Here is a 20,534-nt window from a genome sequence, read left to right on the forward strand (position 1 = left end):
TGCCCTTGTCTACAAAACCTAACCAAGACTTTTTGTCTAAACAGCGTAACCATTCTGGTTACGGTATTCCAATTGATTACGCTAACTAGATGATAGGGTTCATCAATTAACCGCTTATTTCCAGTCGCCTGTCTTTAGTGCATAGGGGGACATGTCTGTAATCTCATGGGAGTAGGGATACACACCCGAAATATGTGTTACCGAGAGTACCGAAAGAGACACAAAGCGCTCTGCACCTTCAAATGCGGTTATATTCGATTCGAGGGATTCGATACTCGCCTTTGCTTTAATAAACAGAAGGTCACCTGTTTCATTATCCCAAAAACACAGACCGACGCGTGGGTCTAGTAGGATGTTGCCCAAGGTATTAAAGAATTTATTACCGCTAAAATCGGGAAAGATTAACGAATTCCCTTCCACTTTAACAAAGCCTGCTTTGCCCCCCCTGTGAGAAACGTCTAGCCCTTCATTCGCTGCATGGCCTAAAGATTTATGTCGTGAGGCAATAAAAAACGTTTCAGCCCTTGATATTAGCGAGCGTGCGTTTGGGGTGAGCACATTCGATGTTGAAGTAAAAAATGTAGAATCACCGGCACCTACTGTGTTTTTCATTGGGGCAGTCTGAACGGCACGTTGTTTTTTGACTGTGGTTCGTTTGTGAATGTATTGGGGGCAGTTACCGAAACTTTGATCTACCAATACCGTAAGGTTTTCATTAGTTGCGTGACTTATCGTACCGTTCAACCGATTTCTTCGCCTTGTAGCGTATTCAATACCGACGATTCCAATTTTGCTGCCTGAAGTCACGTCGAGATTTAACGAGTGTTGCATCATATTCCAAACTTCTACTGGTAGGCTAAAGCGTAATTGGGTAGCAGAGGGACTTTCTATGAAATCTCCTTCTCCCCAAACAGGCGTGGCTACAGGGTGGCCTTTTTCGTCTACCAAGGCGAAAACAGTGAACGGACTGGATGTAAAGAACTGCCTGTGTTGTTCCGGCATAAAGCTACGGATAAAACCATTCGTCCGCTCACCGATTTCCCTGTCAATTTCCAGCTTTTTTTGCAGTGCAATTTCGCCTTGATGAAACGCTGGGTTCAAGGATGATAGCTTAAGTAGAGACATAACGACCTCAATTAACTATGCGGACTGGTATTGCGCGCTGGTGCGATGTCAGACGCTGGCATTGGGACAAAATTATCCAGGCTCTCAACCTCATTTATCCAGGCATTGATAAGAGGAAACTTGGACAACGATATTCCTCCTTCAGGGGCATGAGCTATATACGAATACATGGCGATGTCTGCTGCGGTAACGTGTTCGCCAACCAAAAAAGCACTTACCGTGTTTTCTAGATGAGCCTCCATGTTTGCAAGTAACGTCTCGCTGGTGGCTAGTACTGTGGGCACATGAATCGTTGCTCCAAATACGTATTCTAATCGCGCGGCGGCCGGCCCTTTAGCAAGTTCACCCGCTGAGACTGATAGCCAGCGTTGAATTAGCGCTTTTTCTTTGGCGTCCCTTCCTAGCCAATAGTCACTGTCTGCGTATGCGTGGATCAAATAAACCAGAATGGCATTGGAGTCAGCCAACGTGATATCACCGTCTGTTATCACGGGGACTTGTTTAAACACGTTAAGTGAACTGAAGCGATCACTCTTGTGCTCGCCTTTGGCCATGTCAGGCTCAACGGTTGTGAAAGGGATGGCATTCAGTGCCATAAACAATGAAACCTTGTGGCAGTGGCCAGATTTAGGGTTTTGAATCAAAACAATAGGGCTTTTTGGCAATGTATTGCTTGTTGGATTTGTCATAAATTCATCCTCTCAATAGAAATGGTTAGTTGGGTGTTATTATCAACATTGTTTACAGCTCAAGCTCGGACAGCGTGGGAAAATCGTCAGGGCGTCGTTCGCCATCCCAGGTGAACTTTCGGTCACTTTCTGAAATAGGATGTTCGTTGATACTGGCAATACGTTTTTCCATTAGGCCATCAAGGTTGAACTGCCAATTTTCATTACCGTAAGCTCTATACCATTGACCAGAATCGTCCTTGTACTCGTATGCAAAGCGCACTGCTATGCGGTTTGCGTTGAATGCCCATAGCTCTTTTACTAATTTATAGTTGAGCTCTTTGTTCCACTTTCTCGTCAAAAAACTCACTATTTGAGCACGTCCTTCAATAAATTCTGCTCGGTTGCGCCAACGGCAGTCAAAGGTATAAGCACCTGCAACTTTTACCGCATCTTTGGTGTTCCATGCGTCTTCAGCAAGTCGCACTTTTTGCGCTGCGGTTTCAGGTGAAAAGGGGGGAAGCGGTGGTCTCATATTTAACTCCTGTAGGCATTGGGCTGTAGTGTAAAAACGTTAACCTGAACGAAAATGTGCAAAAGCTGAGAGCGATACTAGAACTTTCCTTTTATTTAATAATTAGCTATTTTTGAAATTTATAATTTCATTGAGTGAAATAATATGGACAAGCTTTTGTGCATGAGAGTGTTTGCAGAGGCTGCTAAGTCGGGAAGCTTTGTAGGAGCTGCAGACGCGATGTCGATGTCAGCGCCTGCGGTTACTCGGTGTATTGCACATTTAGAGGCACAGTTAAATACTCGACTTTTTCATCGGACAACGCGGCAAGTGAAATTGAGTGAGGTTGGTGAACATTACCTTATTCATGTTTCACGTATACTGGCAGATATTGAGCAAAGTGAAGCTGCTGTGTCTGGCATTGATTTAGTGCCCAGAGGTGAGCTTAATATCACGGCACCCATTTTGTTCGGCGAACGTTATGTAACGCCAATAATATCCCAATTCCTTAAGGACTATCCCGACATTAGGGTTAACGGGCATTTTCACGACGATGTGGTGAATCTAATTGATAGCAATATGGATGTAGCAATACGTATAGGTAACCCGAAAGACTCCTCGCTTTACGGTGTTACGGTAGGATACGTACGGCGTGTAACCTGTGCGGCGCCTAGCTACTTGGCGAGTAGCCCGGCCATAAAAAAGCCAGAAGATTTAAAACGGCATAGTGTGCTTTATCCGACGCGCTTTAACGAGCCAGCGGTATGGACGTATCACAAAAACGGCAGACCTATTGCCATTAAGCTCACACCTCGTTTTCAATCCAACCAAAACAGAGCGGCTATTAACGCCGCCATTGCAGGCGTTGGGGTTGTTCGGTTGATGTCCTACCAGGTTGCTGAAGCACTTAGAAGTGGTGATTTGGTAAGTTTATTAGAAGATGTGGAAGACAAAAAGTTGCCTATACAGGTGGTAAGTGTTGAAGGGCGTAAGAACCTTACTAAGGTTAAAATGTTCATTGACTATGTAAAGGCAGGCTTGGCAAACAACGAGTATCTTAACCCTAGGGCCTGAATAATCCAGAGTATCTTGACCTACGCGTAGGGTGTTCAGGCTGTAGCATAAGTTGTGAGTAAAATGGGTTGCGTTACACTAAACCAATCGTTATCGTCGCAGAGATTTCAAAGTTAGCATTTTAAAATTGACATCTATAACTTTAACAGGATCTGTTAAAGGCGCTACTCAAACGTTAATAATAAAAAATCATCGAGGCAACATGGTTTCCTGGCAATCACTTACATTTAATGAACTGACTAATCATCAACTCTTCGACTTGCTCAAGCTGCGTGTCGATGTTTTTGTCGTTGAGCAAAACTGTGCCTATCCGGAGCTTGACGAAAAAGACCGCCATCCAAAAACTCATCATTTAATGGGGTTTCAAGATAACAAATTGGTAGCGTGTGCACGATTACTTGGCGAAGGGGTTAGTTATCCATCGGTGAGTATCGGTCGAGTAGCTACCAGCGAAGCTTTCAGAGGTAAAGGGGCGGGCAGAGCACTTATGCGTGAAGCCATTGATCATTGTGAGGCGTTATGGCCAGGCTGTGATATTGAAATTGGCGCGCAAGAGTATTTAAAACGGTTTTATGAAGGTTTTGGGTTTGAAGCCACCTCGACTATGTACTTGGAAGACGATATTCCTCACATCGATATGAAAAGAGCAGGCACGGCAACAGCGTAGCTCAGTGCCTAGCTCGAAATATTGGTTGGCATGACCTTTTATGGCCCAGGCGTTTAACCTAATAATTATGTTTACCCGTGCCAACCGATAGGCTGTGCTTTTATGTGCACTTAGATACCATCAACCCTAACGCTTATTCGGCATCGGGTAATTGGGAGACTAATTCATCTAGTCCGCTTACCACCGTGTCAGGCGCTATTGCTAACGGGTAAAGTACCTTGCCGGGGCGTGCAATGAACGCGGCTTGCCAGCCTGCCTGTTTTGCACCAGCAATATCCCAACCGTGTGCCGCCACTAACATAGCGTCTTCTGCTGCTATACCCATTTTTTCAATAGCCCACTCATACGTGCGAGTATCGGGCTTATATAAGTTAATGTCTTCAACACTTAGTCGCTCGTCGAAATAGGACAAAAGATCGGCATTCTTAAATTGAGTATACACGCCTTGATTAGACGAGTTGGTAAGGCTTACTAGTTTATAACCCTTGTTTTTAAGTGCCTGTAAGCCATCGCGCACGTCAGGATGGGGTGGTAGGCTTCGCAATGGCGTGACAATTGCCGTTTTCGCTTGCGCTTTGGTCAATTCAATACCTTCAATTTCAGCCACCATCAGCAAGGAGGCAACGCCAATTTCTCCAAAGGTATGAAAGCGGCCAGTCGTTGAATCAACCAGTGAATGATGCAGCATAGTAGAGAACCACAGTGACAACAAATCATCTCGACCGCCCAAGGCTTCGCCTACCGAGCTGCGCATGGCGGTGAGGTCAAGTAAGGTCTCATTAACATCGAAAAAGATAACCTTTGGTGCTCGCAATTCCCGTGCAGACATTGCTGTATTCTTATCAGGCTGCGCGGCACCTCTGGTGTCTGTCTGAGCGAAGACTGGTGATGACAATAGACTAATGCCTACAGCGGTTGCGCAACATAGCCTTGAGAGTAATGAAGAAGGTGAGCGAGCCATAATTATCCTTTATAAAATTTGAACGAGTGTTCAAATTAGGCGGGATAACACATGAATGCAATAGCTAATGAGACGAAACGACTATTTTCTGGTGGTCAACCGATAGCCGTTGCCTCTCAGAGTTTCAATAAATATGGCATCACTGCTGTGAAGCTTTTGTCGCAGCCTACTGATATACACATCAACAACATTAGTTAGCGGATCGCTGTGACTTCGCCATACTCGACTTAATATGCGTTCTCGAGACAGCACTTTTTCAGCATTTTCTGCGAAGTAGTAGAGCATGTCGTATTCTAGTTTGGTGAGTGAAATCTCTTCCCCAGACAATGTCGCAATACGTGACTCGTCATCGATGTTTAACGGTCCGATGGTGAGGCCTAATTGGGTAACCGGTGTATTCGTCACTCTTCGGCTTAAGGCCGTTATGCGCGCAAGTAGTTCGTCAAAGTCAAATGGCTTGCACAAATAGTCATCCGCGCCTTGTTTTAAACCATTCACGCGCTCGCGTACTTCGTCCACCGCGGTTAGTAACAAAACCATAGGGGCATGGGGAAGCGACTTGATTGCGGGCAGCAGCTCTACGCTATCTTCATCACCAAACATGCGATCAAGTACAATAATAGCAGGGGCTTCATGGCGAATGCGCGTGACTAAGTTGTGTAATGCCGACTCTTCGATGCACTCAAAACCTTCAGCGCTTAAGCCTCGTGATAGAAAGCGTAGCAAGGGGGCTTCGTCATCAGCAATAAGAATTTTCATTGTTGTTATGATCCTAGTCGTTCGATGTTACTTAACGGTTGTTATTGGGGCCTGTTGACCGCTGCAAAAATGTACAGCAACGGTCATCAGGCCCTAGTCGCGTGGTCTTGTATAACTGGCAGCGTCAACGTGAACTGCGAGCCTTTACCTAATGTGGAATGCGCACTCAATGTACCGTGGTGGGCTTCTGCTATCGCTTTAGCGATAGACAAACCTAGCCCCATTCCATTGCCTTTGCGCTTTAACCTAACGAAGCGTTCAAAAACGTGCTGCAAATCACTTGAAGAAATGCCTTCACCGCTATCAATGACCGATACGTTGATATTCGGGCCTTCGCTCTCAACGCGCAGCACAATGGGCGTATCGGGATAAGAATATTTGTGCGCGTTTTCGATAAGGATGGTCAGTACCTGCGCAATTCTGTCTTTGTCGATGAGCACTTGGACCTCATTATTGGCAAGCCATTTAAGATCTAGGTCTCTTGGCTTTGTGAGCTTTTGCCATAACGCCATATTTTGTGTAAGCAGGTTATGTAAGTCAGATTTAACCAGATCTACAGTAAATTCGTGCATCTCGGCACGCGCTAGCAGCAGCAAATCATCAACCAACTTACTTAAGTTCACGGCTTGCTCAAGTATGGTTTCTAGCGTTTCTTTATAAATCTCGTTGCTAGCCGCAGCCTGCCTAAGGGTTACCTGCGCTTCGCCACGAATAATGGTTAACGGCGTGCGCAATTCGTGACTTACATCAGCCATAAATTGTCGGCGCTTTGCGTCCAGCTGAGTGAGTTTATTGTTGGCTTCTTTTAAAGCCCGGGTTCGGCTCTCCACTTCAAACTCTAAGTGCTTACGATGGGCATCAGCCTGGTCTTCGTGTTCTTGTAGTCGCGCTATCATCGAATTTAGTGCTTTGACCAAGTCAGTAAATTCGCTATCCAGGGTTTCAGGCAATCGATAGTGGTAGTTTCCCGAGGCAATGGCATCGGTACCCGTGCGAATAACTGTAAGCGGCTGATACAGGGCATTGAATAGCCAATAACAACCCAGCAGAATGAAAGGACAGGTGATAAGGCCTAAACTGATAGTAAACCACACAATGCTGCTGTTTAGCGTTTCAATGCTAGCGTTAATGCGCGATACAACGCCTGTTTGGCGGTTTACTGCAGAGTTGATGGCCTCCCTAAACTGGTTGTCGATAGTTACTTCAAGTAATGTTTGAAGGCGCTGCTGTTGATTAAGTGGAGTACTGTCGTTACTTAGCGCAATAGCTCTAAACTCTTCCACAATGCCTTGAATCAGCGCTTCAAGTTCATCGGTATCTTCAACACTTCCTAGTGTTGCCTCAAGCCCTAGTGCTTCGCGTTGAGCAAGTTCCAGAGATTTTATACGGTTCAACGAGTTTTCTATTTGTTGTTGCTTGTTTCTCACTTTCGCTTGGTTCGCATTCTTGCCAAAAATAAGCTCATCGGTTAGCTGTTTGAAAAGCCTGTAGGAAATACTTGATAACTGCTGGTGCTCTGACAGCAGGGATTGAGCGAGTTGAGCTTGCGCTAAGTTAGTGCGCGTTAAATGCGCAGATATGGCTGCACTGGCTAAAGCAATCAACAGAATAAAAGTGGAAAGTAGCCCAAAAAGGTAGAGTTTACGTTTGTACATTGGCAGCAGCGTTATGATTGTTTGTCACTATATACGCTAAATGTAATTTAATGGTGCAGTTTCACGGCAATAAAATAGTAAGTCTGAGCAGATGGGCTACCAGCGACATGTCGTCTGAATTGGTGTAGAAATAGAACGTAAAAAAGGGCGCGAGAGAGAAAAAAAGTACGTTCATAAAAGTAGTGATCACTATGAAAACGTAATCGTTTAAGCCGTGTGCTCAAGAATAGACAAGGCAATATCTGTTTGATATTGGAGCTCTTCATCTATTTTCCAGTGTTCGGGGCTCCAACCCGCTAAGAACCGATAAAAGTCAGCGCAGGCGAAGGGGTACAGGTACTTCCATTCAGCAATGATAAGCGCAATATCAGCACGCTTGAAACAAGCCGAGCTATCATTGTTAGCCAATCGAGTGTGTAGCGCATCTTCGAGCGCTTGAAAGTAGGTATTGAGCAGTGCATCACGATGTTTCATGTGGGTTTGGGTTGATAGTGCACTGCCCAAAAAATACGCCACGTCCTTTATGCCTGCGCCATAACCCACGTACTGAAAGTCGACAGCTGCACAGTCAGAAAAATCTTCGGTAAAACAAAAGTTAGCCACTTTAGCATCGCCGTGCACCAAAGTGTGATAGTGAGCGTTGCCTAACGTGGTAGATATATCGACAGCATGTTGCTTTAGTAATCCATCCGACATGGCGTTGAACTCATCTTCACGGGTTGCCAAGTGCCAATAAGTGCCTTCAGGCCATAATTGTAAACTTTGGCTATCAAATTCATCTCTTACATTGACAAAGCGTGCATGAAAGTTGGCAAGCCATTTTAGAACAGTGATGCATTGCTCAGCGGTAAGTGAAGAGGCCGTGCGAGAATAGCCGCTGTGTGCTAAGTCTTCCATAACAAGAAGGGAGGCTTCGCCCTGTTGGCTGTGCCCTAAATATTTAGCTGTACGGCACGACGCATCAGTTTGGACTTGAACATCACTATAAAAACTGTTCTCTACTTTAAAAGACTGGCACTTACGGTTGTGGCTAGCTTCACCATTCCAGCCTTTAGGGTGTGAGAGCCTGTGTGGCGGAGTGGCGCATTTCACGACTACTTTTAGCGCTGCTTCGTCTCCACCTTGTTGCGCGCCAAGTGGGCTTTGTTGAGCTTGGTGATACTGGCTTTCTTGGAAAGGGCTTCTCTCGTCGTGATTCTTTGAAAAAGTATTATTAGGATAGCCCAAAGTGGCACGAAAGCACGCTCCGTAGCCACTCCAAAGAGGTTGAATCATTTGTGTGTCTAATACTTGCGCGTTACATACTTGGCTTAACCAATCTATATACTGCTGGTTTACCGTATCTGGCATTTTATTCTCAACTCGGACTCGATGTTAAACGTACACTAACAAACAAAAAAGCCGCTCGAAAGCGGCTTTTACGTCAATTAGCTAGTAGCGCACTAGCGACTGAAATTTATTCAGCCACTGCTGCTACTTCGGCAACGTCATCTACCGACTGAGGAAGCGTTGTTACTGCTGATGCACGTGACGTTACGTGCGACATGGCTGCAGTTTTACCCGATACTGCGAGTGCAGGTCGTGTGTCGTCAGCTTTAGCGGTAAGCGCTACATCAACAAATGCGTCGTTTACTGCTGCAGGCAATGCCATAGGGTGCGATGCACCACGCTTTCCTTTGCCGCTCGCTGCTAGGCTAGAAGAAGGCGCTGCTGTTGTTTCAGCTTTTTCTTTAGCCGCTGGCGTATCTGCTTTCGCTTCTTGCACCTGTGCTTCTGGTTCTGCAACTACAGGTGCGTCAGCCAAGTTTATTTCAACTTGCTCTGGCGATGCCGTTGCTTCGTCTTTAGCTTCTGACGCCGTATCAGCTTGCGTTGTTTTAGCTTCAACTGCCGGTTCCGCTTGTGCTGCCGGAGCTGTTTCTTCAACGTTGCTTTCTTGCACTGAAGTTTGAGCTTCTTTAGCCGGTTTAGCTTCAGTTGTCGCATTATCGTCTGCTGACGTTACTTCATCAGTTGAGTCTACAGCTTCCGAAGGTTTATCGTTCGCTGACGGCTCTGCATCCGCTGAAGGTTCTTTATCCGCTGAAGGCTCTTTACCCGCTAAAGGCTCTGCATCAAACTGAAGTTCGTCCTGAACGGCTTCAACGTCAAGCTTTGCTTTCTCTTGCTTAGAAACAGGTTGCTCTTCAGCTGGCGCTAACTGCCCAGGCTCTTTTGCTTGTGTTTCTTCGACAACAGGTGCATCTGTCTTAGCTGTCGCTTCAACTTCTGCTTCTGGCTGCTGCGGTGACAACTCACCAGGCTGTTTAGCTTGCGTGTCTGAATCGTCAACTTGCTGCGACTCTTTCTTACGACGTTGGCCAGCCGCACGAACGTGACGTGGAGAGCGGCGTGAACGGCCACGGCCTTCACGTTTTTGACCATGCTCTTCACTGTTAGCGTCGGTATTCGCATCAGTGCCATCAACGGCATCACTAGTTATCGCTGATGAGTCACCTTCACCCTTAACAGCATCCGATACTGGCTTCGCTTCAGCAGGTTTATCCGCTGGCTTTTGCGCGGCTTTGACTGCTGGCTTTTGCTCATCCTTCTTCTGTTCAGCAGTGTTTTCAACCGGTGACTCTGCTTTCGGCGCTTTAGGCTTGGTGTCAGCTTTAGCTTTGTGCTGCGATGGCGCTTCTTTAACTACTGGCGCAGCCTGGGCTTCGTTTTGTTCAACAGTAGTTGCCCCGTTGTCATCTTTCTTCACACGGACGCTGCGGCGCTTGTCACGACGTTTTCTGCGTTCAGCAACTTCACGCTTCTTCTGCGCTTGGTTTTCTTGCTGCTCGCCGTCTTGCTTCTCGTGCTTAGGCTTTTGTTGCTCATCGCGAGGTTGTTGTGCCTTACGAGGCTTACGACCTTTGTTATTGCGCTTATCATCTTGATCTTGGCGCTGGTCTCGCTGCTGATCGCCGCGCGGTTTGCGATTATCATTCTGCTCACCATCGCGATTTTGGTCTTTACCTTGGTCTCTGTTTTGAGACTGATTGCCACGACGATTGTTCTTGTTGCGCGGCTTGCGGCGACGGTCGTCATTATTGCGGCTGCGGTTGTTTCTATTTTTATTACCAGACTGTGGCTTCTTGTCTTTATTGGTTTCTTCTTCGCTTTCGCTACCGAATAAATCACTAATCCATTTGCCAAATCGGGCAAATAGTGAAGGCACATCGTCGGCTTTCTTTGCTGTTTCTTCTTTTGGCGCAACTACAGGTGCAGCCGTTGGTGCAACAAGGCCTTTCAGTGCTGGCTCTTCACGCTTAACCGGTGCAGAAGTCGTTGTTTCCGTCTCAGCTTCTACCGCAGGCATTAGCTCTACGTCGTAACTCGCTTCAGATATAACGTCATCTGGACGTCTGCGTAATACCTGGTAGTGCGGTGTATCTAGATTCGCGTTAGGAATAAGTAACAAGTCAACACCGTGGCGCTTTTCTAGAAGCTGAATAGACTTACGCTTTTCGTTAAGTAAATAAGTCGCAACTGGAACAGGCAACTGTGCTTCAATTTGCCCTGTGTTTTCTTTAATGCTCTCTTCTTCCAAAATACGAAGAATAGACAGTGCCAAAGACTCAGTGCCACGAATGGTACCGTGACCAGAACAGCGAGGACACACGTGATGCGCTGATTCGCCTAAAGAAGGGCGTAAACGCTGGCGAGACATTTCCAAAAGGCCAAAGCGAGAAATGCGACCCAATTGCACTCGTGCTCTGTCGCTTCTCACCGCGTCTTTCATGCGGTTTTCAACTTCACGTTGGTGACGAACTGGCGTCATATCAATGAAGTCGATTACAACCAATCCACCTAGGTCACGAAGACGCAGTTGACGGGCAATCTCGTCCGCCGCTTCTAGGTTTGTGTTAAGCGCTGTCTCTTCAATATCACCACCTTTTGTTGCACGGGCAGAGTTAATATCTATAGAGGTTAGTGCTTCTGTTGGGTCGATAACAATTGAGCCGCCAGAAGGCAAACGCACTTCGCGTTGGAATGCAGACTCAATTTGGCTTTCGATTTGGTAGTGACTAAATAACGGCACTTCACCACGATAGAGCTTTACGCGATTTGCAAAGTCAGGGCGTACTAATTGAATGTGCTGTAAAGCTTGCTCATAAATACTGGTTTTATCGATAAGGATTTCGCCAATATCGCGACGTAGGTAGTCGCGGATAGCACGAACAATTACGTTACTTTCCTGGTGAATCAAGAAAGGGGCTTCACGTTCTTCAGCAACGCTAGAGATAGCTTCCCAATGGGTAAGCAAGACTTTTAAATCCCATTCTAGCTCTTCGTAAGATTTGCCAACGCCCGCAGTGCGAACAATCAAACCCATACCTTCAGGAAGGTCCAATTTGCTTAGTGACTCTTTAAGCTCTGTACGCTCGTCGCCCTCTATTCGGCGTGAAATACCGCCAGCGCGAGGGTTGTTTGGCATAAGTACGAGGTAACTGCCTGCAAGCGATAAGAATGTAGTTAATGCAGCGCCTTTTTGACCGCGCTCTTCTTTATCAATTTGAACAATTACTTCTTGGCCTTCTTTAATCACATCTTTGATGTTAGGGCGGCCTTCGAATTTGTAACCTTTAGGGAAGTAAGTGCGGGCAATTTCTTTGAGGGGTAGGAAGCCATGGCGCTCTGCACCGTAGTCAACAAAAGCAGCTTCTAAGCTGGGTTCAACGCGGGTAATTTTACCTTTGTAGATGTTCGCTTTTTTCTGCTCGTGTCCTGGACTTTCTATATCTAAATCATACAACCGTTGCCCATCGACAAGAGCAACGCGCAACTCTTCTTGCTGAGTTGCATTAATTAACATTCTTTTCATTGTATCTAACTCTGTTTTCGTACAGCCGTTAAGACACAAAATTAAAGTGACATGTGCAAACCCTCACCGCGCAACCTCACGGCTGGACGGGGACCTTGTTGTAACGTCGCATTATCCCTGGTGGGCAAACACTCACGCGAATAAACAAGCGCCTTTATCTTAAGCGCAAACCCATACGATCGTGAATTGACACGTATAATCGTACAGATGTATTCATGTTCACACTGCTTTAAGGATGTCGGGAGCGACTAGCCCTTATTACTCATTTCATTTTTTCAAGCGGCATCATTTTTGCCACTCAATTGTCATTTAATTCTGTTAGCTAAACGGCAAACTTATTTTATGTTCGCAAGCATGGCCTCGCTTTTTACGGCAGTGTAGTCGTTGCCTCTCTCGCGGGGTCGGTATGAATGTGTTATTTCATCGAACACTTATCATTGCTGATGTCACCGACGCTCAAACCATGCTTTTATCGTTTACAAGTTAAAACAACACACTCAGATGCGTGCTGATTTTCGGTCTTGTTGTTGTTTTTATAACGCTGTGTTTCACATTGTTAAAGTGCGGCAACGAAATGCCTGTTCCACACCTTTCTTTTTACGTGAATTTAATCGTGTTAAAAACATCGATAATTATCGCACTAAAAGTCAAATTTTAGCAAGGAAAGCGAATGAATAAATCCCATAAATTGAGATGTTAAATACAGAAAACATGCGCTTTGGATAAAAAGTATGCGCAAAGGTGGGTTTTCTTAGTCCTAGGGCCTGTTGACCTTTGGTGTACGAATTTTGGTCTAAATGGAAGCCTTTTAATCGCGAAACAGTCCTGCAAGCCTAGCGGGCTAAGTTAAAGGACTGTGACAAAGAGTAAAAGGCTTCCATAACGACCCCTTCGGGCAGCGGCTTTGTGCCATCTATACTGCGTTGAATGTTTTCGATTTAGAACCACTAAACCGTCAAACATCCGCCTTGTCTAGATGGCACACAGACCGCTGCAAAAATGTACAGCAAAGGTCAGCAGGCCCTAACTAAGCGCTGATATAATAATTATTTAGTAAAACGTAACTTTCAGTATGTTGGGCACTTTGCAATAGGGTATAATGCTTCTATGAAAGAAGAAGCTCCCCAAAAAGTACGATTTGTAACGGTTGAAGCCGACTTGGCTGGTCAACGTATCGATAATTTTTTACGCACCCAATTAAAAGGTGTGCCGAAAAGCATGATTTATCGCATTTTACGCAAAGGTGAAGTGCGAGTGAATAAAGGTCGTGTTAAGCCTGAATACAAGTTACAAGCCGACGATTTAATCAGAATTCCACCGGTTCGCGTGTCGGAAGGTGCGCCTGCGCCATCGCCAAAGCTCGATAAAATTGCATCATTAGAGTCGCATATCCTTTTCGAGGACGACCGTATACTTGTTATCAACAAGCCATCGGGAATGGCAGTTCACGGAGGAAGTGGCTTGAGTTTTGGTTTAATCGAAGGCTTAAGAGCCTTGCGTCCCGATGCCAAATTTATGGAATTGGTACACCGATTAGACCGTGACACGTCGGGCTGCATTTTAATTGCTAAAAAACGTTCTGCCCTTCGCCACATGCATGAGCAGCTTCGCACTGGCAAAATGGACAAGCGATATAATGCGCTAGTTGCAGGTGAGTGGCCTAAAACTCGATTTAAAGTTAAAGCGCCGCTTCGTAAAAATGTGCTGCAATCGGGTGAGCGCATGGTAAGTGTAAGCGACGATGGTAAACCGTCAGAAACTCGCTATCGCATATTAGAGGAATACGCGGGTGCAACCTTGGTTGAAGCGTCGCCTATTACAGGTAGAACCCACCAAATTCGCGTTCACTGTTTGCATGCGGGTCATCCTATTGCTTGCGATCCTAAATACGGTGATGCGGATTTCGACGCGGCAATGCGCCTAAAAGGGCTGAACAGACTGTTCCTTCACGCTCGCAGTATTTCATTGCTGCACCCAGCGACTGAAGAGCGCGTAACATTTACCGCGCCATTAGACGACACACTCTCAAATACACTTAAAGCGCTGTAAGTTATGCATAAAAAAAAACAGGCTGTGGAAACACAGCCTTTCATTTCGTTAGATAAAACACTGCCTAAGTACAAACTTGTTATCTTCGATTGGGATGGCACGCTCATGGATTCGGCGGCAAAAATTGTTAGCTGCATGCAGCTTGCTGCAAAGCAGTGTGATATGCCTGTTCCTACCTACGATGAAGTAGGTCACATTATTGGTATAAGTTTAAAGCCTGCCATTAAACAGCTTTTTAATATCAAAGACGATGAGTTAGCCGAACGTTTAGTCGCCGCCTATAAAGAGGCATTTGTCACTCGCGATACAACGCCGTGTCCTTTGTTTGATGGCGTTGAACAGTTACTTAGCAATTTGAAAGAAGCGGGATGCACATTGGCCGTTGCGACGGGTAAAGCGCGCCGCGGTCTTGATCGAGCGTGGGCACAAACAGGGACGGGTCCTTTCTTTAGTGCGTCACGTACCGCCGATGAGGCAGAATCTAAGCCTTCGCCCGACATGCTGCTACAGTTACTTGATGAACTGGGCTATGAAATAAAAGACGCAGTGATGATTGGCGACACAACCTACGACATGCAAATGGCGAAAACGATTGGTATGGATAGGATAGGTGTGTCATATGGCGTTCACGCGCAGGTTCATTTAGAAGCGTTGTTACCTGTAGCACTTGTACACTCTATAAGTGAACTAGAAACAGCGCTATTCAAATAGCGCTGGTTTGTAGCACTGCTTTGATACAACTGCTCTGAGAGAATTAGTGGCTTACTGTGCAGCCATTGCTAATAAATCGACATCGAAGTGTGCGCCCAATAATTCATTCAGCAGCATTATCGGAAGACCGATTAAACTGTTAGGGTCGCGGCTTTCTATTTTATCGAACAGTAATACACCCAAACCTTCGCTTTTAAAACTGCCAGCGCAATCAAGTGGTTGCTCTTTATCTACATAGGCGCGAATGGCAGCTTCACTGTTATGGCGAAAGAAAACGCGTGTTTCATCTACCTGTGTTATCGTTTTACTAGCGCTAGGTTGGTGAAGGCAAAGTGCAGTATAAAATGACACTTGCTTACCTTGGCATGCCATTAGCTGGTTTACTGCATTTTCAAACGTGCCAGGCTTGCCAAGTAGATGCGGGCCCGCATCGGTTTGGACCGAAGCTACTTGATCACTACCTATAATAATGGTGTCGTTATTTACCTTTTCTAATTCAGCGGCAACCTTGTGCGCCTTTTGTTCGGCTAAACGTAAACTCAATGCAGTAGGGCTTTCGTTCGCAAAGGGCGTTTCGTCAATATCTGGTGCGTGGGTGTCTACCTGAATACCAATGTTGGCGAGCAACATTTTTCGGTATTGCGATGATGAGGCAAGAACAAGGGAGGCCACAATTACTCCTTTTATAAAATCAATATGTTGCGTACTTTCAGTTAGTAGTACAATGTTACATTATCACTGCGCACCACATACAGCGTTTTATTGTAGGTTAAAACGCAATTTTGCTTTGACAGGAAGGGGTTGACCCTATATCATGCGCGCCCTATGCAGAAAGTGAAACTCCCTCATTCGGTTGAACCGACTAAAAGCGCCATGAAACGTTCCGATTACCGGGGCGTGATTGCGTCTAAAGATATGGAACGATTGAGTGAAGCAGTTGTCCGATGCAATGACTATGTGGACGCAGAAGTACAGTTCGAAAAAGACGCGCAGGGTCTTACTGTCTTTCACGGCCATTTAGCCACGCAGGTAACACTTATCTGTCAAAGGTGTAATGGTGAACTCGATTATCCCGTGGAAGCGGAATTCTGTTTTACTCCAGTGCAGGGAGACGAACAGGAAAGCGATGACATCATTCCCGAGGCTTACGAACCGGTAGAGGTCAACGACCACGGAGAAGTTAATCTGCTTCAAATTTTTGAAGACGAGCTACTGTTATCTTTGCCAATTGTGCCCCTTCATGCAGAGTCGGAGTGTACAGTGAAGCAAGACGATATGTCGTTTGGAAAGATTGAACCGGAACAAGAGCGACAAAACCCTTTCGCGGTTTTGAAAGAACTTAAGCGAGACCAGGAGTAAGTTATGGCAGTACAACAAAATCGTAAAACGCGTTCTAAGCGCGGTATGCGTCGCTCACACGATGCATTGACAGGCGCGACTTTGTCTGTCGATTCAACGTCGGGCGAAACTCACCGTCGTCACCACGTGACCGCTGACGGTTATTACAAAGGCAAGAAAGTAATCGGCGCGTAATACGGCGACTACATTTTGTCTAAACTAACCATCGCGTTAGATATCATGGGGGGCGATCATGGTCCCCCTGTTATCCTTCCCGCAGCCGTAAAGGCTATTCAACTTCACCCAGACGTGCACTTCACGTTATGCGGTGATGAAGATACCATCAAAGCAGGTATACAGCCCCTTACCAACGCTGAACGCAACCGCGTTACTATTGTGCATTGCTCACAAGTCGTTGAGATGGGCGAAGCGCCAACGTCAGCGCTACGAAACAAAAAAGATTCTTCTATGCGTCGCGTTATTGAACTTGTCGAAAGTGGCGAGGCAAACGCGTGCGTAAGCGCAGGTAATACCGGTGCACTGCTTACCTTATCATTCTATTTGCTTAAAACCTTATCAGGCATTGATAGGCCCGCACTCATTAATATGATGCCTACAACAGGGCACCATAACGTATTTCTTTTAGATTTAGGCGCAAACGTGAACTGTACGCCTGAAATTCTTTTCCAATACGGCGTTATGGGCTCAGTGCTTGCGCAAGAGGTGGCGGGCATAGCATCGCCACGGGTTGCCTTATTGAACGTAGGCGAAGAAGATATTAAAGGTAACGCACAGGTAAAATCTGCCGACCAGCTTTTTAAAGATGCGCCAGGCATAAACTATATTGGTTATGTAGAAGGCGACGACATTTTCACCGATCATGCCGATGTAGTGGTAACAGACGGTTTTACTGGAAATGTAGCGCTTAAATCGAGCGAAGGGCTGGCTAAGTTAGTGATAAACGAAGTAAAACGCCAGTCACAGAAGAACTTTTATACCCGATTATTGGCAAAAATTGCCTTCCCATTACTGAAATCTATCTATAACAGCGTGAACCCCGACCAGTATAACGGTGCGAGTCTGATAGGATTGCGCGGCATTGTTATCAAGAGTCACGGAAATGCACAAAAAGACGCCTTTTATTACGCCATCGTGCAAGCAATGAAAGAAGCAAAGATGCATTTACCTGAAAAGATAAAGACAAAGATAGAAACGGTATTGTTGGAGCAGCTTTGAGCAAATATTCACGCTTTATAGGAACAGGTAGCTATTATCCCAGCGACGTGCGTACAAACGCAGATTTAGAGCAAATGGTGGACACCAGTGACGAATGGATCACTGACCGTACCGGGATAAAAGAGCGACGTATTATTGGAGCAGATGAAACCGCTGCTACCATGGGGGCAGAAGCCAGTAAGAAAGCCATTGAGATGGCTGGCATTGACCCGAAATCTATCGACATGATTGTGTGTGCCACCACGAGTGGTCGCTATGCGCTTCCAAGCACAGCATGTGAAATTCAACGCATTCTTGATATTGACGGTATCCCTGCATTTGACGTAGCTGCTGCATGTGCAGGTTACTGCTACGCATTAAGTGTTGCCGATCAATACATTAAGTCGGGAATGGCGAAACGTATTCTTGTAGTCGGTACCGACTGTTTGAGCCGCTTGATAAACCCTGAAGACAGAACCATGGTTATCTTGTTTGGCGATGCAGCGGGTGCAACGATTATTGAAGCAAGCGATGAACCTGGCATTCTTTCCACACATATCAACGCATCAGGCTCTCACGGTGATTTGCTTTACGTGGGTAATCCAACCCGTGGTGACGAGCAGTCGGTTCACGAGAACTGGGGTGTGATGCGTGGTAATGAAGTCTTTAAAGTTGCGGTAACCAAGCTTTCAGAAGTGGTTGAACAAACCCTTGCTGCCAACGGTATGCAAAAATCTGATCTTGACTGGTTAGTACCTCACCAAGCAAACTTTAGAATTATTAAAGCGACAGCTAAAAAGCTGAATATGTCTCTTGATCAAGTAGTGCTTACGTTAGAGCAGTATGGTAATACCTCTGCTGCTACTGTGCCTACAGCGCTTGATACAGCTATCAGAGACGGGCGCATTCAACGCGGACAGCATTTATTACTAGAAGCATTCGGAGGCGGATTTGCTTGGGCATCGGCGCTTGTACGCTATTAGCCTTGCAGATAATTGCCTCGATAGGGGCACTCCAACTCCGACGTTTTCTCGTTTCTAGTAAATTAAAAATAATAAGGAATCGACATGACAAAGACAGCCTGTGTATTTCCAGGACAAGGTTCTCAAAGCGTAGGTATGCTAAAGGAACTTGCTGAGACTTCTCCTATTATCGAAGCAACGTTTAAAGAAGCCTCTGACGCGCTCGGCTACGATCTGTGGGATTTAGTCCAAAATGATACAGACGGTAAACTTAACGAAACCCATATCACTCAACCAGCGTTGCTTGCTGCTAGCGTAGCAATTTGGCGTGTTATTCGCGAGCAGGGCATCGATGTAGATTACCTAGCGGGTCACAGCCTTGGTGAGTACTCAGCATTAGTATGTGGCGGCGCCATGGATTTTGCTGATGCTATCAAGCTTGTGGAAGCCCGTGGTAAATACATGCAAGAAGCTGTACCAGCAGGTGCGGGTGCCATGTATGCCATTATCGGATTAGACGATGCCGCCATTGCGGATATTTGTCAGCAAACTGCTATTGCTACAGGCGATGTGGTTGCACCAGTTAACTTTAACTCTCCAGGCCAAGTGGTTATTGCAGGGGAAAAGAACGCCGCCGAGCAAGCTGCTAATGCGTGTAAAGAAGCGGGCGCAAAGCGCGCACTTCCTCTTGCGGTAAGCGTTCCTTCACACTGTGAGTTAATGCGTCCTGCAGCAGATAAGTTAGAAGACGCGTTATCGTCATTGAACGTTAATGAGCCTGCAATCAATATCGTGAATAATGTTGATGTCACTATTGAAACCCAAGGTGATGCAATCAAGAACGCATTAGTGAGACAACTATATTGCCCCGTTCAATGGACGCGTACTGTTGAATACTTGGCGGCAGCGGGCGTTGAGCGCGTTATTGAAGTAGGTCCTGGTAAAGTACTTACTGGATTGAACAAACGTATCGACAAGAGCCTAGAATCTCTTGCAGTTAATACACCTGATGGTGTTGAAGCATTAAAACAATAAGGAAACGCAATGAGTCAATTAGACGGTAAAATTGCGCTTGTTACCGGCGCAAGCCGAGGTATAGGCAAAGCGATTGCTACGCAGCTTGCACAGCAAGGTGCTACGGTTATCGGCACAGCAACCAGTGAAAATGGTGCACAAGCAATTAGCGATTATCTTTCTGAATTCGGCGGCAAGGGCTTTGCGCTAAATGTCACCGAAAAAGAAAGCGTAGATACCACGATTAAAGCGATCAATGAAGCACATGGTGGTATCGATATCTTGGTCAATAATGCCGGTATCACACGTGATAATCTGCTAATGCGCATGAAAGATGACGAGTGGCAGGATATTATCGACACCAACTTAACCTCAATTTTCACACTGTCAAAAGCGGTACTTCGCGGTATGATGAAGAAGCGTTTTGGTCGCATCGTGAACATTGGTTCAGTGGTGGGCAGTGCAGGTAATGCCGGACAGGCAAACTACGCTGCAGCGAAAGCAGGGGTCATTGGTTTTTCTAAATCTATGGCGCGTGAAGTGGCTTCTCGTGGTATTACCATCAACGTTGTAGCGCCTGGTTTTATCGATACCGATATGACAAAAGCGCTGACCGATGACCAAAAAGAAGCCATTTTCAAAGATATTCCGGCTAACCGATTAGGCGAGCCTGATGAAATTGCAGCCACTGTTGCCTTTTTAGTAAGCGATGGTGCAGCCTATATTACAGGCGAAACTATCCATGTAAATGGTGGTATGTATATGGGGTAAATTCGCAAAAATTGCGAATTTTCCTTAGTTTGGGGTGGTATTTACCCGAACTTGGATGTAAAAATAGTATTTTACTAATTTCGAATGTCGCTGGTTTGACCAGAAAATTTGTTTAAACTGGTGCTTGCAAGGATGCACCTTGCAAAATAAACTAGCGGCACTTTTATTATCTAGTGACGTTTAAGGGAAACCTAGA

General features: G+C 45.9%; 19 protein-coding genes. 10 read left to right on the forward strand and 9 right to left on the reverse strand.

The features are described from left to right. Nucleotides 1-114: 114 nt before the first annotated feature. The 3 genes from ACFI6L_RS04270 to ACFI6L_RS04280 are packed head-to-tail and all read right to left on the reverse strand — an operon-like array spanning nucleotide 115 to nucleotide 2,328. Nucleotides 115-1,125 carry a pyridoxamine 5'-phosphate oxidase family protein gene (locus tag ACFI6L_RS04270; protein WP_462573491.1) on the reverse strand — a complete coding sequence of 337 codons (1,011 nt, stop codon included), beginning with the start codon at nucleotides 1,123-1,125 and terminating at the stop codon, nucleotides 115-117. Between the two features lie 11 nt (nucleotides 1,126-1,136). Next, nucleotides 1,137-1,814 (reverse strand): glutathione S-transferase family protein, encoded by a 678-nt coding sequence (locus ACFI6L_RS04275; RefSeq protein ID WP_462573492.1) that lies wholly within the window; start codon nucleotides 1,812-1,814, stop codon nucleotides 1,137-1,139. A gap of 52 nt (nucleotides 1,815-1,866) precedes the next feature. Continuing rightward, entirely contained in the window at nucleotides 1,867-2,328 is a 462-nt protein-coding gene (locus ACFI6L_RS04280) for a nuclear transport factor 2 family protein (protein ID WP_014979105.1), read from the reverse strand. A 144-nt stretch (nucleotides 2,329-2,472) separates the two neighbouring features. On the opposite strand from ACFI6L_RS04280, the gene ACFI6L_RS04285 reads away from it, so the two are divergent. Both ACFI6L_RS04285 and ACFI6L_RS04290 read left to right on the forward strand, forming a co-directional pair. Then, on the forward strand, nucleotides 2,473-3,381 hold the full coding sequence (locus ACFI6L_RS04285) for a LysR family transcriptional regulator (protein ID WP_014976315.1): 909 nt from the start codon (nucleotides 2,473-2,475) through the stop codon (nucleotides 3,379-3,381). Nucleotides 3,382-3,583: 202 nt separating this feature from the next. Then, nucleotides 3,584-4,048: a GNAT family N-acetyltransferase gene (locus tag ACFI6L_RS04290; RefSeq protein ID WP_039229671.1), complete on the forward strand. Its 465-nt coding sequence runs from the start codon at nucleotides 3,584-3,586 to the stop codon at nucleotides 4,046-4,048. 133 nt (nucleotides 4,049-4,181) lie between these two features. Here ACFI6L_RS04290 and ACFI6L_RS04295 read toward each other — a convergent pair whose 3' ends face one another. The 5 genes from ACFI6L_RS04295 to rne form a co-directional block, all read right to left on the reverse strand. After that, nucleotides 4,182-5,009 carry a haloacid dehalogenase type II gene (locus ACFI6L_RS04295; protein ID WP_462573493.1) on the reverse strand — a complete coding sequence of 276 codons (828 nt, stop codon included), beginning with the start codon at nucleotides 5,007-5,009 and terminating at the stop codon, nucleotides 4,182-4,184. Nucleotides 5,010-5,090: 81 nt separating this feature from the next. After that, nucleotides 5,091-5,768, reverse strand: coding sequence for a response regulator transcription factor (locus ACFI6L_RS04300; RefSeq protein ID WP_014949203.1), 678 nt, complete (start codon nucleotides 5,766-5,768; stop codon nucleotides 5,091-5,093). An 86-nt stretch (nucleotides 5,769-5,854) separates the two neighbouring features. After that, nucleotides 5,855-7,423, reverse strand: a complete 1,569-nt coding sequence (locus tag ACFI6L_RS04305) for a sensor histidine kinase (RefSeq protein ID WP_462573494.1) — start codon at nucleotides 7,421-7,423, stop codon at nucleotides 5,855-5,857. A 207-nt stretch (nucleotides 7,424-7,630) separates the two neighbouring features. Then, nucleotides 7,631-8,773, reverse strand: a complete 1,143-nt coding sequence (locus tag ACFI6L_RS04310; RefSeq protein ID WP_462573495.1) for an oxidoreductase family protein — start codon at nucleotides 8,771-8,773, stop codon at nucleotides 7,631-7,633. A 106-nt stretch (nucleotides 8,774-8,879) separates the two neighbouring features. Beyond that, nucleotides 8,880-12,278, reverse strand: a complete 3,399-nt coding sequence (gene rne, locus ACFI6L_RS04315; RefSeq protein ID WP_462573496.1) for a ribonuclease E — start codon at nucleotides 12,276-12,278, stop codon at nucleotides 8,880-8,882. A 1,107-nt stretch (nucleotides 12,279-13,385) separates the two neighbouring features. Between rne and rluC the strand changes: the two genes are divergently transcribed. Both rluC and ACFI6L_RS04325 read left to right on the forward strand, forming a co-directional pair. Beyond that, nucleotides 13,386-14,327 (forward strand): 23S rRNA pseudouridine(955/2504/2580) synthase RluC, encoded by a 942-nt coding sequence (gene rluC, locus ACFI6L_RS04320; RefSeq protein WP_462573497.1) that lies wholly within the window; start codon nucleotides 13,386-13,388, stop codon nucleotides 14,325-14,327. Nucleotides 14,328-14,330: 3 nt separating this feature from the next. Next, on the forward strand, nucleotides 14,331-15,038 hold the full coding sequence (locus ACFI6L_RS04325) for an HAD-IA family hydrolase (RefSeq protein ID WP_462573498.1): 708 nt from the start codon (nucleotides 14,331-14,333) through the stop codon (nucleotides 15,036-15,038). Between the two features lie 51 nt (nucleotides 15,039-15,089). Here the strand turns inward: ACFI6L_RS04325 and ACFI6L_RS04330 are convergent, their stop codons facing one another. Further along, nucleotides 15,090-15,710 carry a Maf family protein gene (locus ACFI6L_RS04330; RefSeq protein WP_462573499.1) on the reverse strand — a complete coding sequence of 207 codons (621 nt, stop codon included), beginning with the start codon at nucleotides 15,708-15,710 and terminating at the stop codon, nucleotides 15,090-15,092. Nucleotides 15,711-15,863: 153 nt separating this feature from the next. Here ACFI6L_RS04330 and yceD point away from each other — a divergent pair, with 153 nt between their 5' ends. The 6 genes from yceD (at nucleotide 15,864) to fabG (ending at nucleotide 20,338) form a co-directional block, all read left to right on the forward strand. After that, on the forward strand, nucleotides 15,864-16,397 hold the full coding sequence (yceD, locus tag ACFI6L_RS04335) for a 23S rRNA accumulation protein YceD (RefSeq protein ID WP_049588743.1): 534 nt from the start codon (nucleotides 15,864-15,866) through the stop codon (nucleotides 16,395-16,397). A gap of 3 nt (nucleotides 16,398-16,400) precedes the next feature. Beyond that, complete coding sequence (gene rpmF, locus ACFI6L_RS04340; protein WP_012518206.1) at nucleotides 16,401-16,571, forward strand: 50S ribosomal protein L32; 171 nt, start codon at nucleotides 16,401-16,403, stop codon at nucleotides 16,569-16,571. A gap of 15 nt (nucleotides 16,572-16,586) precedes the next feature. Then, nucleotides 16,587-17,612 carry a phosphate acyltransferase PlsX gene (gene plsX / locus ACFI6L_RS04345; protein WP_014976325.1) on the forward strand — a complete coding sequence of 342 codons (1,026 nt, stop codon included), beginning with the start codon at nucleotides 16,587-16,589 and terminating at the stop codon, nucleotides 17,610-17,612. After that, nucleotides 17,609-18,574 (forward strand): beta-ketoacyl-ACP synthase III, encoded by a 966-nt coding sequence (locus ACFI6L_RS04350; protein WP_014949212.1) that lies wholly within the window; start codon nucleotides 17,609-17,611, stop codon nucleotides 18,572-18,574. Before plsX ends, ACFI6L_RS04350 begins: the two co-directional genes overlap by 4 nt. 84 nt (nucleotides 18,575-18,658) lie before the next feature. After that, nucleotides 18,659-19,588 (forward strand): ACP S-malonyltransferase, encoded by a 930-nt coding sequence (gene fabD / locus ACFI6L_RS04355; RefSeq protein ID WP_014949213.1) that lies wholly within the window; start codon nucleotides 18,659-18,661, stop codon nucleotides 19,586-19,588. A 9-nt stretch (nucleotides 19,589-19,597) separates the two neighbouring features. Continuing rightward, a complete protein-coding gene (gene fabG, locus ACFI6L_RS04360) occupies nucleotides 19,598-20,338 on the forward strand; it encodes a 3-oxoacyl-ACP reductase FabG (RefSeq protein ID WP_187447457.1) in 741 nt (246 codons plus the stop codon). Nucleotides 20,339-20,534: the final 196 nt, after the last annotated feature.

The organism is Alteromonas sp. G4i35, assembly GCF_054960375.1.

Bases quoted from the DNA above. Each gene is read 5' to 3' on its own strand.
- ACFI6L_RS04270 (WP_462573491.1), bottom strand. From the start codon at position 1,125: ATGTCTCTACTTAAGCTATCATCCTTGAACCCAGCGTTTCATCAAGGC.
- ACFI6L_RS04275 (WP_462573492.1), bottom strand. From the start codon at position 1,814: ATGACAAATCCAACAAGCAATACATTGCCAAAAAGCCCTATTGTTTTG.
- ACFI6L_RS04280 (WP_014979105.1), bottom strand. From the start codon at position 2,328: ATGAGACCACCGCTTCCCCCCTTTTCACCTGAAACCGCAGCGCAAAAA.
- ACFI6L_RS04285 (WP_014976315.1), top strand. From the start codon at position 2,473: ATGGACAAGCTTTTGTGCATGAGAGTGTTTGCAGAGGCTGCTAAGTCG.
- ACFI6L_RS04290 (WP_039229671.1), top strand. From the start codon at position 3,584: ATGGTTTCCTGGCAATCACTTACATTTAATGAACTGACTAATCATCAA.
- ACFI6L_RS04295 (WP_462573493.1), bottom strand. From the start codon at position 5,009: ATGGCTCGCTCACCTTCTTCATTACTCTCAAGGCTATGTTGCGCAACC.
- ACFI6L_RS04300 (WP_014949203.1), bottom strand. From the start codon at position 5,768: ATGAAAATTCTTATTGCTGATGACGAAGCCCCCTTGCTACGCTTTCTA.
- ACFI6L_RS04305 (WP_462573494.1), bottom strand. From the start codon at position 7,423: ATGTACAAACGTAAACTCTACCTTTTTGGGCTACTTTCCACTTTTATT.
- ACFI6L_RS04310 (WP_462573495.1), bottom strand. From the start codon at position 8,773: ATGCCAGATACGGTAAACCAGCAGTATATAGATTGGTTAAGCCAAGTA.
- rne (WP_462573496.1), bottom strand. From the start codon at position 12,278: ATGAAAAGAATGTTAATTAATGCAACTCAGCAAGAAGAGTTGCGCGTT.
- rluC (WP_462573497.1), top strand. From the start codon at position 13,386: ATGAAAGAAGAAGCTCCCCAAAAAGTACGATTTGTAACGGTTGAAGCC.
- ACFI6L_RS04325 (WP_462573498.1), top strand. From the start codon at position 14,331: ATGCATAAAAAAAAACAGGCTGTGGAAACACAGCCTTTCATTTCGTTA.
- yceD (WP_049588743.1), top strand. From the start codon at position 15,864: ATGCAGAAAGTGAAACTCCCTCATTCGGTTGAACCGACTAAAAGCGCC.
- rpmF (WP_012518206.1), top strand. From the start codon at position 16,401: ATGGCAGTACAACAAAATCGTAAAACGCGTTCTAAGCGCGGTATGCGT.
- fabD (WP_014949213.1), top strand. From the start codon at position 18,659: ATGACAAAGACAGCCTGTGTATTTCCAGGACAAGGTTCTCAAAGCGTA.
- fabG (WP_187447457.1), top strand. From the start codon at position 19,598: ATGAGTCAATTAGACGGTAAAATTGCGCTTGTTACCGGCGCAAGCCGA.